Source organism: Polaromonas sp. CT11-55, assembly GCF_047303325.1.
Taxonomy (GTDB): Bacteria; Pseudomonadota; Gammaproteobacteria; order Burkholderiales; family Burkholderiaceae_C; genus Polaromonas.
In genome coordinates, this window is the sequence record NZ_JBKBEX010000003.1 from 299,415 (window position 1) to 313,218 (window position 13,804).

General features: G+C 64.3%; 13 protein-coding genes. 9 read left to right on the forward strand and 4 right to left on the reverse strand.

The window, feature by feature from the left end; genetic code table 11:
• Positions 1-19: 19 nt before the first annotated feature.
• The 8 genes from ACEN8I_RS04970 to ACEN8I_RS05005 all read left to right on the forward strand — a co-directional run bounded on the left by ACEN8I_RS04970 (position 20) and on the right by ACEN8I_RS05005 (position 8,852).
• Positions 20-2,293, forward strand: coding sequence for an FAD-binding protein (locus ACEN8I_RS04970; RefSeq protein ID WP_413326911.1), 2,274 nt, complete (start codon positions 20-22; stop codon positions 2,291-2,293).
• A gap of 8 nt (positions 2,294-2,301) precedes the next feature.
• Positions 2,302-3,336 (forward strand): hypothetical protein, encoded by a 1,035-nt coding sequence (locus ACEN8I_RS04975; RefSeq protein WP_413326913.1) that lies wholly within the window; start codon positions 2,302-2,304, stop codon positions 3,334-3,336.
• Between the two features lie 61 nt (positions 3,337-3,397).
• The gene (locus ACEN8I_RS04980) at positions 3,398-4,369 is read left to right on the forward strand and encodes an alpha/beta fold hydrolase (protein ID WP_413326915.1); all 972 of its coding nucleotides are present in this window, start codon (positions 3,398-3,400) and stop codon (positions 4,367-4,369) included.
• A gap of 122 nt (positions 4,370-4,491) precedes the next feature.
• The gene (locus ACEN8I_RS04985; RefSeq protein ID WP_413326918.1) at positions 4,492-4,956 is read left to right on the forward strand and encodes a YiaA/YiaB family inner membrane protein; all 465 of its coding nucleotides are present in this window, start codon (positions 4,492-4,494) and stop codon (positions 4,954-4,956) included.
• A 27-nt stretch (positions 4,957-4,983) separates the two neighbouring features.
• Positions 4,984-5,439: a hypothetical protein gene (locus ACEN8I_RS04990; RefSeq protein ID WP_413326920.1), complete on the forward strand. Its 456-nt coding sequence runs from the start codon at positions 4,984-4,986 to the stop codon at positions 5,437-5,439.
• A gap of 32 nt (positions 5,440-5,471) precedes the next feature.
• On the forward strand, positions 5,472-6,281 hold the full coding sequence (locus ACEN8I_RS04995; RefSeq protein ID WP_413326922.1) for a DUF2145 domain-containing protein: 810 nt from the start codon (positions 5,472-5,474) through the stop codon (positions 6,279-6,281).
• A gap of 37 nt (positions 6,282-6,318) precedes the next feature.
• Positions 6,319-7,380: a serine endopeptidase gene (locus ACEN8I_RS05000; RefSeq protein ID WP_413326924.1), complete on the forward strand. Its 1,062-nt coding sequence runs from the start codon at positions 6,319-6,321 to the stop codon at positions 7,378-7,380.
• 122 nt (positions 7,381-7,502) lie between these two features.
• Positions 7,503-8,852: a hypothetical protein gene (locus ACEN8I_RS05005; protein ID WP_413326926.1), complete on the forward strand. Its 1,350-nt coding sequence runs from the start codon at positions 7,503-7,505 to the stop codon at positions 8,850-8,852.
• A gap of 94 nt (positions 8,853-8,946) precedes the next feature.
• On the opposite strand, the gene ACEN8I_RS05010 is transcribed toward ACEN8I_RS05005, so the two are convergent.
• Entirely contained in the window at positions 8,947-9,948 is a 1,002-nt protein-coding gene (locus ACEN8I_RS05010; RefSeq protein WP_413326928.1) for an aldo/keto reductase, read from the reverse strand.
• Between the two features lie 274 nt (positions 9,949-10,222).
• On the opposite strand from ACEN8I_RS05010, the gene ACEN8I_RS05015 reads away from it, so the two are divergent.
• Positions 10,223-10,660: a hypothetical protein gene (locus ACEN8I_RS05015; RefSeq protein ID WP_413326930.1), complete on the forward strand. Its 438-nt coding sequence runs from the start codon at positions 10,223-10,225 to the stop codon at positions 10,658-10,660.
• 12 nt (positions 10,661-10,672) lie between these two features.
• Here ACEN8I_RS05015 and ACEN8I_RS05020 read toward each other — a convergent pair whose 3' ends face one another.
• The 3 genes from ACEN8I_RS05020 to ACEN8I_RS05030 are packed head-to-tail and all read right to left on the reverse strand — an operon-like array spanning position 10,673 to position 13,792.
• Positions 10,673-11,461 (reverse strand): YaeF family permuted papain-like enzyme, encoded by a 789-nt coding sequence (locus tag ACEN8I_RS05020; protein ID WP_413326933.1) that lies wholly within the window; start codon positions 11,459-11,461, stop codon positions 10,673-10,675.
• 47 nt (positions 11,462-11,508) lie between these two features.
• Positions 11,509-13,272, reverse strand: a complete 1,764-nt coding sequence (locus ACEN8I_RS05025; protein WP_413326935.1) for an ArnT family glycosyltransferase — start codon at positions 13,270-13,272, stop codon at positions 11,509-11,511.
• A complete protein-coding gene (locus ACEN8I_RS05030; protein ID WP_413326937.1) occupies positions 13,259-13,792 on the reverse strand; it encodes a GtrA family protein in 534 nt (177 codons plus the stop codon). The genes ACEN8I_RS05025 and ACEN8I_RS05030 overlap by 14 nt, the downstream gene beginning before the upstream one ends.
• Positions 13,793-13,804: the final 12 nt, after the last annotated feature.

Sequence of the window (13,804 nt, forward strand, 5' to 3'; positions counted from 1 at the left end):
TAAAAACAGGGAGCGAGGGATGCAGCAAAACACATTGATCGTCAACGACGTCACCGGTTTGAACCCGGTGGCGGTCTGGGCCATCAGCAAGCCGAAAACCGTGGCCGACGTGGCCGATGCCATTCGCCGCACCGACGGGCCGGTTTCCGTGGGCGGCGGGCATTTCAGCATGGGAGGCCAGACCGCCAGCCCGGGCAGCCTGCACCTGGACATGCGCGAGATGAACCAGGTCATCGCCTTTTTCCCGCAGGACAAGGTCATCCGTGTGCAGGCCGGCATTCGCTGGTGCGACATCCAGCGCTTTGTCGATCCGCACGGCCTGGCCGTCAAGATCATGCAGACCTATGCCAACTTCACGGTGGGCGGCGCGCTGAGCGTCAACTGCCACGGCCGCTACATGGGCCTGGGGCCGGTGGTGCTGTCGGTGCGTGCGATCAAGGTGGTGCTGGCCGACGGCAGCGTGCAGGATGCTTCGCCGGCCGCGAATGCGGAATTGTTTTACGCGGTGATAGGCGGCTATGGTGGCGTGGCGGTGATCGTCGAGGCGGAATTGAGCCTGGCGGACAACGTCAAGGTCAAGCGCCTGGCGCGCAAGATGAGCGCCGCGGAATACATCAGCCATTTCAAGGCCAAGGTCCGGCATTTTCAGGACGCGGTCTTTCATAACGCCGACCTGTATCCGCCGCATTACCGCAAGGTCCGCTCGGTGACCTGGGCGCGCACCGATGAGGCCACGACCGAGCCTCGGCGCCTCCAGCAGGGCGGCCAGAGCTATCCGCTGAACCGCTACTTTGTCTGGGCCGTGACGGAGACCCCGCTGGGGAAATGGCGCCGCGAGTACCTGATCGACCCGCTGCTCTATATGTTCCGCAAGGTGCACTGGCGAAATTTCGAAGCCGGTTACGACGTGGCGGAGCTCGAACCCGCTTCGCGCAAGCACACCACCTACGTGCTGCAGGAGTACTTCATCCCGGTGGAGCGCTTCGACGATTTTGTGCCCAGGATGGCGGAGATCCTGCAGCGCCACAAGGTCAACGCGCTCAACGTGTCGGTGCGCCATGCGCAGCGGGACCCGGGCACGATGCTGGCCTGGGCCAGGGGAGAAACTTTCGCCTTTGTGCTGTATTACAAGCAGCGCACGCGCGACAACGCGATCAACCGCGTATCGGTCTGGACGCGAGAACTGATAGACGCGGCCATCAGCGTGGGCGGAAGCTACTACCTCCCCTACCAGCCGCACGCCACGGCCCGGCAGTTTCACGCGGCTTACCCGAGGGCCCTGGAGCTGTTCGCGATGAAGCGACGGCTCGACCCGCAGTTCAGGTTCCGCAATGTGCTGTGGGACACGTATTACGCCCCCACACTTGCCGAATCCGCCAATTCAGCCAATCCCGCCACTTCGATCGACGCCATGGACAACGCCAAACCTGCTTCGGAATTCAGGGCCGTTTTTTCCGACGTCCTCTGGCGCGACGGTTTCTACAAATTCCTGCAAAACATCTACCGCCTCTATCCCGAAGACCGCTTTCATACGCTGATCAAGACCACCTCGGCGGAGCTTGACGACGACGAGGCGGTCTACCGCCGGCTGCAGCGCGAGCTGCCGAAGATCAAGCCCCTGCTCGCCGACCTGACGCATGCGCTGCCCGCGCTTTTCAAGCAGAAGAAGGAGATGGCCAACCAGACCCTGCGCCTGCTGGACGGCCGGAAGCGCATCGACGGCTATGTCGAAATCGGCTCGACGGGCCGCTACATCAGCGAGTTGCGCAAGCGCGTGGACGTCACAGGCCCCATCACCCTCGTCAATGACGTGGCGCCGACGAATTCGCCGGTGGATATCGCGGAGCGCGGCGGCTTGCGGAAAATAGGCGGCTTTGTACCCATGGGCGACTACGATCCCCTGCCCGCCTCCATGCCCGATGCCAGCGCGGACCTCGTGACCTGCTACATAGGCCTGCACCACTGCCCGCTGGACAAGCTCGACAGCTTTGTCGCTTCCATCGTGAGGGTGCTCAAACCGGGCGGTACCTTCATCCTGCGCGACCACGACGTCACCACGCCTGAAATGCACACCTTTGTGTCGCTGGTGCACGCCGTTTTCAACGCCGGCTTGAACGTGGCCTGGGAAAGCAACCAGCGCGAGCTGCGCCATTTCAGGCCCGTCGCGCATTGGGTGGCCTACCTGGGCGAGCGCGGGCTCAGCGACACGGGCCGGCGGGAACTGCAGGCCCATGACCCTTCCGACAATGTCCTGCTGGCCTTCACCAAAGCCGGCGCGCGGGTGCCGGCATGATGCGCGGCATGCGCAGGCTGGGCGCCGTGGGCGCGCTGGTCGCGGGGCTTGCCCTGGCCTGCGGCATCGCCGCCGCGCCCGCCAAGCCCGTGGCGGGCGCGGAGCACGTGCGCGGCGTGGAGCAAACGCTGCTGACCTACCCCGAATGGTTCCTGGTGTTCAGCCCCTATGAATACGGCGAGTTCATCGCCGCGAACGCACCCAGCCGTTTCCCCTATTACGGACACATCGCGCAGTTCTGGGAAAGCTACAAGGCGGTGTTTGACGAGACGCGCCGGCGCGCGCTGGATCTCAACCCCGGCTACCACCTGATGATCATGGTGATAGGCACCAGCACCAGCGTGGAATATGCCCTGAAGTCCGCCTACGAAACCCTGATCGGCCGCCTTGCCGAGTCGACGGCCGGCCGGCCGACGCCGGAAGACCGCCATGCCGCGGCCGTGGCGCAGGACTATGTGCGCTTTATTCGCGTGCAGCCCTGGTACGAGTACGACTTCGGCAAGGCGATGGCGGGGCTCTGGCAGGGCGTTCCGGCGACCGGTCCCGACATGCTTCGCAAGTGGGAGCGGCGCTTTGCCCTCACGACCGAATACGCCATCAAGATGGCCTATGCGAAGCTGATCAAGCTGGGCACCAAGTCCATTTACGATGCGCCCCTGCCGGTGACCGCCGTGGTGGCCAAACCCGCGCCCGCGGCGGACGCGGCCTTGCCCGAGCTCAAGCTGCTGCAGTCCCTGCCGGACGGCGCCGCGCTGGTCACCATTCCGCGCTACGAAGCCTTTATGACCTATGCCCAGGCGCTGGCCGGGCAGGGTGTCAACTTCAGCGAAATCGCCGGCAACGACTCCTTCATCCTGGTCAGTGTGCTCGCGCCGGGCGCATGGAAACCCGAAAGCCCCGCCAAGCCGCTGCTGGTGCAGCCCATACTCACGCAGCCGGGCACCCAGCGCGTGGTGATGACGCTGCCCGTGGCCCACCTGGCCGAGGCCTTGCGGCAGTGGAAGACGGCGAAGCTGCAAGTCGAGCATGTCTTTGACTACTAAGCCCGGGGCAAGGCGGGTGCCGGCACCGGCACCACGCCGTCCCGCGCGCAGGTGGCCGTCTGTGGCGCTGCGGCTGGTGGGCGCCGCCCTGCTGTGCCTGCTGTTGCTGCTGGGGCTGTCATGGGCGCGCATGCTGTGGGTCGAGGACCGCAGCCCGCGCCGGGCAGCGCCGGTGCAGGGGCGCTGGTTGCGTGCGCATGATGTCGAACTCTATGTACAGGAGTTCGGCGACCCGGCCGCGCCGCCGCTGGTGCTGACCCACGGCACGGGTGCCTGGAGCGGCACCTGGGACCAGAACGTGCAGGCCATGGCCGCCGCCGGCTACCGCGTCATTGCGGTCGACTTGCCGCCTTTCGGCTTCAGCACGCGTCCCGCTTCACGCGACTACAGCCGCGGCGCGCAGGCACGCCGCATTGCAGGCCTGATCGATGCGCTGAATCTCGGCCCGGTGACGCTGCTGGGCCATTCCTATGGCGGCGGGCCCGCTGCCGAAGCCGCCATGCTGCAGCCCGATCGCGTGCGCCGCCTGATACTCGTCGACGCGGCGATCGGTCTGAGGGAAAGTCCCGCGCCGGCGGAAAGCGGTGGCGTGGCGGCCGGCCTTTTCGGCATTCGCCCGCTGCGCACGGCGCTCGTTGCCACGGTGGGCACCCAGCCGCTGTTCAGCGAGTTCTGGCTGCGCAAGTTCGTGGCCCGCAAGGAAGTCGTCACGCCTTCGCGCACGGCGATTTATCGCCAGCCATTTGTGCTGCATGGCTTTACCGCCAGCCTGGGCGACTGGGCCGTGCAGTTTGCCGGTGAAAGCGGCAAGTCCCTGAGCGAGAGGCCTGAGTCCTATCGGAAGCTGTCCGTGCCGCTCACGCTGGTCTGGGGACAGGACGATAGCATCACGCCGCTGTCCCAGGCCCAGACTTTGCAGCGGCTGGCTCCCGGGGCAACGCTGGTGGTTCTGCCGGGCGTGGGGCATATCCCGCAAATCGAGGATCCGACCCTGTTCAATCTGCGCCTGGCAGATGTTTTGAAGCAACCCTAGTTCGGTATTGAGTATCAAAATTCAATACTCCTCGGTCATTTTTCGAGGACTGTATTGTCATCTGCATGGTTTGCGGGGCGCCGGCCGCACAGTGGCGGCACCTCAACAACCGCAAGGTTTTTATGCAGACGCTGATACACCGTGACTCCAAACCCTGGCAACTGCAGGTCTGGGCTTCCTTTCTGATCGCCGTTTTCCTCTGCGCCGTGGGCTTGTCCTGGCTGCCCGGCAGGGACCTGGACCGCGCGTTCATGGTCATGGGTTATTTCTTCTGCTTGTCGGCGGCGTTTGTGCTGGCCAAGTATGTGCGCGACCAGCAGCAAAGCAGGGCCGAAGGCAAGCTGGCCGACACGCCCATGTTCAGGCTGGTGGTGTGGGGCGGCTTCTTCCTGGCCATGTCGCTGACCGGCTGGGGCCTGTGGCGCATGGAGATCAACGAAACCTACAAGGCTTTCCTGGGCGTGAGCTGGCTCTACCTGATCACCTGCAGCTTCACGCTGGCCAAGACCCTGCGCGACAGCCATGAAGCCGACCTCAGCGAAGCCCGCATGGGCCGCGCCGCCCGCAGCCATGCGGCGAATGAATAAGCACTGCACACACACCAAGGAAACATCATGAAAAATCGACTTGCCGCTTATCTTGCCGCTGCTTGCGTCACCCTGGCGGGAAGCGCCGCGTTCAACGCGCAAGCCCAGTCGGAAGCCTCGGCCCTGAGCGCCGTGTCGGCCCTGCCGGTGGCGTCCGTGGTGGTCGGCGCCAGTGCTGCCGCAGGCTCCGTTGTGGCCATCCCGGTCGTACTGTCCACGGCCGGCACCGTGCTGGTGGTCAAGACCGTCGAGAGCACGGTCCGCGGAACGCTGTATGTGCTGGAGCGCGCCTCGGACGGCGCCCGCGCCAGCATCGAGGTGGTGGGCCAGGGCGTTGCCGGCGTGTCCGTGGTGGCCGGGACGGCCGTGGTCGTCAGCGTGGTGGGCGCGGGTGTGGTGCTGTCGGCGGCCGGGGAGGCGATTGCCTTTATCCCCAATGCGCTGGGCCGTGCGCTGCTGCACAACGAACGCCTGACTCAATAAGTCCAATAAGCCCAATAAGCCGGAGCCATCCCATGAATATCTTCAAGGCCTTTTTGCCGCTGCTGACTGCCGTGGTCCTGAGTGCGGCCCCGGCCGCCCATGCCGGGCGTTCCTGCGAAGCGCACAAGACCACGCCGCAGACAGTGGAGCGGGCCATGGTGCTCGCCGAAAAGACGCTGGCCTCGCTCAATGCCAGCGGCGAAAAAGTCGTGCTGCTGGCGCGGGCCGGCCAGGATCTCGGCAAGTACGGTGTGCGCTATTCGCACCTGGGCCTGGCCTACCAGTTGCCCGACGGGCAGGGCGGCATGACCTGGCGCGTGGTACACAAGCTCAACAGCTGCGGCACCAGCGACTCGGCGATTTACCGCCAGGGGTTGGGCGAGTTTTTTCTTGACGACTTGTGGCGTTTCGAAGCGGCCTGGATCGCACCCTCGCCGCAAGCCCAGGCCCAACTACTGGCGCTGCTGCAGGATCCGGCTCGGCTCACGGCCATGCACCACAAGCCCTATAGCATCGTCAGTTATGTCTGGGGCCGCAAATACCAGCAGTCCAACCAGTGGGCCATCGAAACCATGGCCGCCGCCGCGGAGCCCGGCGTGGCCACGCGCGAGCAGGCGCAGGCCTGGCTGCAGTTCAAGGGCTACGAGCCCACGGTGCTCAAGCTGGGCCCTTTGACCCGGCTGGGCGGTCGCATGACGGCCGCGAACGTCGCCTTCGACGACCATCCCAACGACAAGCGTTTTGCCGACCGCATCGAAACCGTCACGGTCGACTCGGTCTTCGCCTGGCTGCAAAGGGCTCGCATGACCGACGGCAAGCCTATGGCGGTCGTCAGGCTGTGAGTTGTGTGTTTGTGATGTCCAGAAGCTGGAGATAAGCATGGCCAATACCTTGCGATTGACGGAAAAATGGATGCGCCGCGGCCTGTGGCTGGTGGCTTTGGTGTTTGCCGGCTTCCTGATAGGCCTGGGCGGCACCGTGGTGGGCGACCTGCCCAAAGTCGAGAGACAGCTTTCACTCGACGATTACATGGATGTGAATGCCGCCACCGCGCTACGCAATGCGATCAAGGCCGCAGAGATCGCCGAACGGGACGCCCAGGCCGCGCTGGAACAGGCCCAGCTCAAGCGCCGCGCCGCGCAGGCCGATTCGGCGGCCGCGCGCGAGACATTCAACAATTGGCTTTCCACGCGGCACGCCACGCAGCTGGCCGAGCAGGACCCGGAACTGGTCTCGCGCACGCGGGCGCTGGACGCGCTCAAGGAGCGTGAGCGCGCGACCGGTGTAGCCGTAGAGGCGCAGCAGCAGGCAGCGCTCGATGCGCGCCAGGGCGCCGCGCGTGAACGCCGCAAGCTCCACGAGATGGAAGAGGCCGCGCAAGTGCAGCTCAACGCCGAATACCGGCGTGTGGAACTGCGCGTGTTTCTGTACCGCCTGGCCCTGACGCTTCCGCTGTTGGTGGCGGCCGGCTGGCTGTTCGCGAAAAAACGCAAAAGCATCTACTGGCCTTTTGTCTGGGGCTTTATCTTCTTCGCCCTGTTCGCTTCTTTCGTCGAGCTGGTGCCCTACCTGCCCAGCTACGGTGGTTATGTGCGCTACATCGTGGGTATTGTCGTCACGGCGCTGGTCGGCCGGCAGGCCATCGTTGCATTGAACCGCTACCTCGAAAAGCAGAAACTGGCCGAACGGTTACCCGACGAGCAGCGCCGCGAGGAACTGAGCTACGACACGGCGCTCAAGCGCCTGTCAAAAAGCGTGTGCCCAGGCTGCGAGCGGGCCGTGGACCTCAAGAACACCGAGATCGATTTCTGCCCGCATTGCGGCATAGGTCTGTTTGACCATTGCCTCCAATGCACGACGCGCAAGAGCGCTTTTGCCAAGTTTTGCCATGCCTGCGGTGCAACCGCAGCTGGTTCGCAGCAGGACGCCGCCATACCTTGAGTTTGGGCAGAACATGACTGGCGCAGGACGTTCTATGACTACTCGGGGCGCCTCCCTTTGCCTACAGACGAAGTCTGTGGATGCGCGCACATTCAGTCATCTAACTTACAAAAGGTTCCATCGTGAAAGCACATATTCGTCATCAGGTGGCATCGCTGTTTTTTCTCTTGCCGGTTGTTGCCGCTGTCGGCGCACTGACGCCGCCGACGGTGATGGCGCAGACTGCCATGCCCGAAGTCCGCTCCCTGCAGGTTAATTCCGATGGAGGTTTGAGCTCGGGTGCCGACCTTGAATTCACCGTTGAAGCGACACCGCGCGGACAAGCCAGCTTGCGTATTCGCGGGGTCCAGCGCAACATTCCGCTCAAGGAAGTTTCGCGGGGCGTTTACCGCGGCGAATACACCGTCAGGCGCCAGGACCGCATTGCCGAGACCAGCCTGATCCGTGCGACCATCAAGGTACGCAACCGTAGCGCTGCTGCCGACTACAGTTTTCCCGTCGGATTTTCGGGTAGCCCGGTCGCTGCAGCACCACCCGTAGTGGCAGGACCGCCACCCGCAGTGCTGAAAATTGATCGCTTTGCCGTGGCGCCTGTCGAGAAGATAGAGCCAGGCGCCGAACTACGATTTATGCTCAATGGCATGCCCGGCGCGACCGCTACTTTTGACATTCCCGGCGTCATGGACAACGTTGCCATGCGCGAAACCCGCCCCGGCGTCTATGAAGGCAACTACACCATCCGGCGGCTCGACAACCTGGCGCCGTCCCGGCCTATCGTGGCCCGGCTGCGCATGGGCGACAAGGTTGTCACTTCCACCCTGGCCCAGCCCTTGACGATTGATGCCAAGGCACCCGTGCTGCGCAACCTGTCCCCTCGTGAAGGCGAAGTCGTGGCGAGCAACGCCGCCACTTCAGTGTCGGCATCTTTTGACGATGCGGGTGGTGTTGGTGTAGACCCGAAGAGTGTTCGCATCCTGCTGTCCGGCCGCAACGTGACTGCCGAGAGCAACATCACAGCGCAGTTCTTCAGTTACCGCGGCGACCTGCCGCCCGGACGCTATACGGTGGACGTGTCAGCCAAAGACCTGGTGGGCAATACGATGAACAAGGTCTGGGTCTTTGACGTGGCCGGGGCTGCTGCTGCCGCCGTCCTCACCACGGTGCCGCTGCAGGTCACCAGCCATGCCAACAATACCGCTGTGGAGGGCAATTCCACCACAGTGCGCGGAAAGACTGCGCCAGGCGCCACGGTCGACATCAAGGTCCATGCCATTGCACCGATTGCCGGTCTGTTCGGTGTGGCGCAGGATGTGCTTTCCGAGCGGGTCCAGGCGGATGGCGCAGGAAACTTCTCCTTCAGCTTTTCACCGCGCCTGCCCCTGCCTGGTACTCGCTATGAAATTGCCATGACCGCGCGTAAAGCGGAGCTCGCCACCGAGTCCCGGCTGGAGCTGTTCCAGAAACAGAACTAGGCATTCCGGGTCTATTGCGCGGGTTGCCCTCGTCTTGCGGGCGCAAGTTGCTATCGATGACATACCGAAGGCCGTGGAAAGGGCATATCGCCAGTCAGACTGGACGGCCGAAGAAGGGATAGCCCGGGTCGTTATAGCCGTGGCTGGACGCGTGGCCGGGCACCACCAGTTCGTTGACAAAGGCCTCGTCGTCCTTGTCCAGCACCAGCTCCACCGCACCGTACACGTCTTCAATGTGGGGCAGGGTGCGCGGGCCGACGATGACCGAGCTGATCAGCGGGTTGGCCAGCACCCAGGCTGCGGCGAACTGGCCGGGAACCTGGCCTTTGCCTTCGCAGCGGGCCTTGATCTTCTGCGCGATCACCAATGATTCTTCACGGAACTCAGTTTCCAGGATGCGTTTGTCGCCGCTGCCGGCGCGCGTGCCCTCGGCCGGCGGCTGGCCGGGCGGGTATTTGCCGGTGAGCACGCCGCGCGCCAGCGGGCTGTAGGGCACGACGCCCAGGCCGTAGTGGCCGCAAGCCGGCAGGATTTCGACTTCCGGGCCGCGGTTGAGCAGGTTGTAGTAAGGCTGGCACACGGCGGGCTGCGGCACGCCCAGTTCCTTGCACAGGCGCACCACCTCGGCGATGCGCCAGCCGCGGAAATTGGACAGGCCGAAGCTGCGCAGCTTGCCCGCGCGTATCAAATCGCCCAGCGCGCGCACCGCTTCCTCGAGGTTTTCCTCGTGGTAGTCCCTGTGCAGGTAGAGGATGTCCAGGTAGTCGGTCTGCAGCCGCGCGAGGATGGCGTCGGTCTGCTGCACCAGCCAGCGGCGCGAGTAATGGCTTTCATTGATGTTGTCGCTGACCGCATTGCCCAGCTTGCTGGCCAGCACCCAGTGCTGCCGCTGGTCGGCCAGCAGCTTGCCCACGTCCTTTTCGGACTGGCCCTGGTTGTAGACGTCGGCGGTGTCGATGAAGTTGAGCCCGTGCTCGCGGGCCGAGGCCACGATGCGCGCCGCTTCCTCAAAAGGCGTCTGCTTGCCGAACATCATGGTGCCCAGGCACAGGACTGAGACTTTGAGGTTGCTGTTTCCAAGGCGGCGGTATTGCATGGTCATCTTTGCGGCAAAAAAGAAGGGAAGGGTCGATATTGCCTCAGCTGCCCGTACTGCGCTGGGCATGGGCTATTTCGCGGACGGCCGGCATGCTGAATTTCGGCGAAGTATCTGATTTTGATGCTTGTCGTATACATAGCATGATCTTGTATCTTTAAATGCAACCTTTTGGGCGCCCTGCCGCACACTGCGGCCACAAGCATGTGCTTGGGCCTTCGGGTTATGTATGAAGATCGTTTCTTCCTTGTTCTCTCAGTCACGCCTCTCACGGTTGTCCCGCCGCTCGGCCCTGGCCGCCGCGGTGCTGGGCGCCACGGCCCTGACGGGCTGCTACGTTGTGCCGGTTCAGCCCAGCCATCCGCCGGTCACTTCCACGGTCTACGTCACGCCGGCCGTCCCGGCCAGCACGACGTTTGCGGCGCGGCTGTACCCGGCCAACGACCTGGCCCGGGCCTATGGCATGGTGGGCGCGGTGGTGACCAATGACATGAACGGGCGCGGCACCTTCACCACCAACATCAACGGCGAAAGCTTTACCGGGGAGGCCACGCGCATCGCGGGCTCATCGACGCGCGAAGGCGTGGCCAATGGCTCGGGCAGCCGGGGCAATTACATCAGCTGCCGCTACCAGATGAACTCGTCCACCCTGGGCACCGGGCAGTGCAGGCTGTCCAACGGCGCCGAGTTCACCATGCATGTGGGCGGCTAAGCCCGGCCAGGTCTATTGACCGAACTGCTCCGCCGCTGCGACCTGTGGGGCCGCCTTGAGGTGGCCCACATACTGCAGCGGCTTGTGAATCCGGATGGAGGGCACGTCGCCCTCCCTCATATGCAGCAGGTCGCCGGGGTTGATCAGGCGCGGGTCGGCATCGGTGAGCGGCAAGCCCGCGCTGCGGTAGGCCTCCAGGATGAACTGCGAGCAGAAGAACTGGTCGTTGCGCCCCAGGCCCAACTGCACGGCCGCGATGCCGCGTATGCAGAAGTCGCGCACCATGGACGGCACCAGCGGCAGTTCGCACATGCGCCGCTCCAGCGCGAACGGGGCCTGCAGCATCACACCCACGTAGTTGTATTTCTGGCCTTCGTGGCCGGCCACAAAGCTGTTGATTTTCACGGCCTGCCCCGCCGTGAGGTCGGGGTGGCGAAAGGCCACCACCGTCGCTTCGTCTTCCAGCAGCGCGTCCACGCTGCGGATGCGTATGCCCGAACCCACGGCTTCGGCGATCTGCCGGTTGCCCATGTAGACCGCGGCATGGCTGACCGGCGACAGCGTGATCAGGCGTATGCCGACCGAGTTCAACCCGTTTTCGGCGGTGAGGATGATGTCGCCCGGGCGCAGCGCTTCGGCGGTGACCAACTCCCCGCCGTTGCCTGGGTTGAGCGCCATGTTCTGGAAGCCCAATGTGGGCGCGCCGCTGGTTTCATGCGGCTTGATGGCCGTGGCGCAGCCGCCCAGCGCCAGCATGGTCGCCAGGGCCAGCATCCCTGCAAATCGGGTGAATCGGGGCATGGTGTTTCCTCGTTGTTGTTAGCTTGCAGGGGTGGGGCCGCAAGGGGCTATGGCGCGGCCCGCTCGACCAGGTACTCTTTGGCGTACCAGTAGGTTTCGGGCGATTTGAAGGCGCCCAGCGTACCTTCTTTTTCATCCTGGCGCGAGCGCAGGTCCCAGCGCTCGTCGATGACCCGGCACTGCTCGCAGGGCTTTTCCCCCGGGCGGCGCTGCACCAGCACGTAGCGCGTGTTCTTGAAGAGCGCGTCCACGTCCTGGTAGTCCACCGGCTGCGCGGCGAAGTAGGGAACGATCTTGGCGCCGGGGATGATGAACTCGTAGCGCTCGAAATGCCCGTTGAAATTGCTGGGCACAGACACAGCCTGGCCTTTGAGCAGCGCATTGGTGTCCGCGCGGAAGCGGCCCATGTCGCCGTTGAAGGGTGCGGTGACCCAGGCCAGTGCGAACAGCACCGCAAAGCTGCTGAGCGCGGCGACGGGGCGGGTCCACTGGGGCTTGGCCATTGCGGCGATGCAGGCGGCGGCCAGCACGGCCAGGAAGAGCCAGTACAGCGGCGAGTACAGCCAGGCGTCCTGCGTGGCGCGCACGCCGCCGTAGCCGATCAGGCCCATGGCCAGCGCGCCTATCAGGCAGATCACCAGGGTCAGGCTGAACCAGATGCGCGCGATGCGGTCCCAGTAGAGGGCGATCAGCACGGCCAGCGCCGGCATGGCGGGAATCAGGTAACGCGTGGAACGCTGCGTCGGCACCATGAACACCAGCGCGAAGGCCAGCAGCCATATCCACAGGGCTTTTTCGGTGTCGCTGATGGTTTGCGCCGTGCCCCGTCGTTGGCGCCAGGCTTTCCAGGCGGCCCAGGTGCAGCCTATGGAAACGGGCAGCAGGAACAGCGCGTTGGAGTAATAACCCGTGAGGATGGTCAGGATGCCGCTGCTGCCGCTGAAGGCAATGGCGAAGTAGCCTTTGGACGAGTTCATCTTGCCGGCGTTTTCGCCGACGACGAACTCGCGCCAGACTTCGCCCGGCTGTGGGTCTATCGCAAACCACAGGCCGAAAATCGCCAGGGCCAGCAGGCAGATGGCCGCCACCTTGAGGCCGTCGACGACGATGCCGGGCCGGAAAACTTCCCAAACCGGCTTGCGCGCGCCCAGCAGCTGGTAGCACAGCGCCAGCGCGAAGCCGACCGGCACCACCATGACAAAAGACTTGTAAAGACAGCCTATGCCGATGGCGATGCCCGCCAGCAGCGGAAACTGCCAGCGCGAGGCCAGCAGCTTGGCCGGCGACCAGGCCAGCGCGAAGAACACGCCGAACAGCCAGAAGGTCTCGGGCGCGCTCGTCAGGTAGGGCCGGCCGTAGCGGTAGGTGCTGAAGAAGGACAGGTAGACGATGGCCGCGATGGCGCCCATGGCCAGTGCGTGGCGGCGGCGGTCGGCCGGTGCGGTTTCGCCCTGGACAATCTTCCAGGTGAGCAACGCCGTCATCAAGGCGATGGCCCAGGTGTAGGCAATGCTGGGCAGACGGAGGTTGAGCAGCGTCCAGTGCTCGCCCCAGCCGCCGGCCACCATGGCCTGCCAGAACAGCACGGGCGGCTTGGTATTGCGCATGAAATCATAGGAACTGACCAGCGGCAGCCAGTTGCCGGTTTGCGCCGTGAGTCGCGCGATATGGGCGTAAACCAGTTCGTCGCCGTTGCGTGGAATGTGGTCGCCGCCCAGGCCGAACAGGTAGCCCAGGGCGACCAGCAGGGCCAACCCTATCCAGATGCGGTGGGCGGGAAAGCGTGTTTTCAGGGGCTCAGGGCTTGTCATGGACATCGGCGGGCGGTGGGTGCGCGGCGGAATCGGTCGCAATTTTGGCGCGGCGGCGACGGAAAGTCATGCGGTCATTGGCCACAAAATTGCAGACACTGGACAGCACGATGGCCAGCACATTGGCCAGCAGGTAGTGCATGTACAGGGCCAGCCATTTGGTCAGCAGCGACTGCAGCACGATGGCCAGGCCGGCAGCCATCACATATTTGGAAAACAGGAACAGCGCCGAATGGTGGACTTCGTGCTTGCGGTCGCGCCAGGTCAGGCGCCGGTTCCAGTAGAAGTTGCTGATGGTGGCGACGGTGATGGCCAGCGCGATGGAGTAGTTGAGCCGGTCGTGGAAATCCGCGATCCAGTTGAACAGAAACTCCTGCGCGAGGTAGAGCACCGCGAGGTTGACCACCGTGCCGCTGGCCCCCACTACGCCGAACTTGATGAAGCGCCAGCGCACCATGGGCTGCAGGCGCTCGGGCAGGCGCCGGATCACGGCCTCGGCAAAAGATCGGAGTGTGGACATCAGGGGGTGTGG

What these genes read in the sequence shown, in the direction of transcription:
- ACEN8I_RS04970 (WP_413326911.1), top strand. Translation starts at nt 20, where the DNA reads ATGCAGCAAAACACATTGATCGTCAACGACGTCACCGGTTTGAACCCG.
- ACEN8I_RS04975 (WP_413326913.1), top strand. Translation starts at nt 2,302, where the DNA reads ATGCGCAGGCTGGGCGCCGTGGGCGCGCTGGTCGCGGGGCTTGCCCTG.
- ACEN8I_RS04985 (WP_413326918.1), top strand. Translation starts at nt 4,492, where the DNA reads ATGCAGACGCTGATACACCGTGACTCCAAACCCTGGCAACTGCAGGTC.
- ACEN8I_RS04990 (WP_413326920.1), top strand. Translation starts at nt 4,984, where the DNA reads ATGAAAAATCGACTTGCCGCTTATCTTGCCGCTGCTTGCGTCACCCTG.
- ACEN8I_RS04995 (WP_413326922.1), top strand. Translation starts at nt 5,472, where the DNA reads ATGAATATCTTCAAGGCCTTTTTGCCGCTGCTGACTGCCGTGGTCCTG.
- ACEN8I_RS05000 (WP_413326924.1), top strand. Translation starts at nt 6,319, where the DNA reads ATGGCCAATACCTTGCGATTGACGGAAAAATGGATGCGCCGCGGCCTG.
- ACEN8I_RS05010 (WP_413326928.1), bottom strand. Translation starts at nt 9,948, where the DNA reads ATGCAATACCGCCGCCTTGGAAACAGCAACCTCAAAGTCTCAGTCCTG.
- ACEN8I_RS05020 (WP_413326933.1), bottom strand. Translation starts at nt 11,461, where the DNA reads ATGCCCCGATTCACCCGATTTGCAGGGATGCTGGCCCTGGCGACCATG.
- ACEN8I_RS05025 (WP_413326935.1), bottom strand. Translation starts at nt 13,272, where the DNA reads ATGACAAGCCCTGAGCCCCTGAAAACACGCTTTCCCGCCCACCGCATC.
- ACEN8I_RS05030 (WP_413326937.1), bottom strand. Translation starts at nt 13,792, where the DNA reads ATGTCCACACTCCGATCTTTTGCCGAGGCCGTGATCCGGCGCCTGCCC.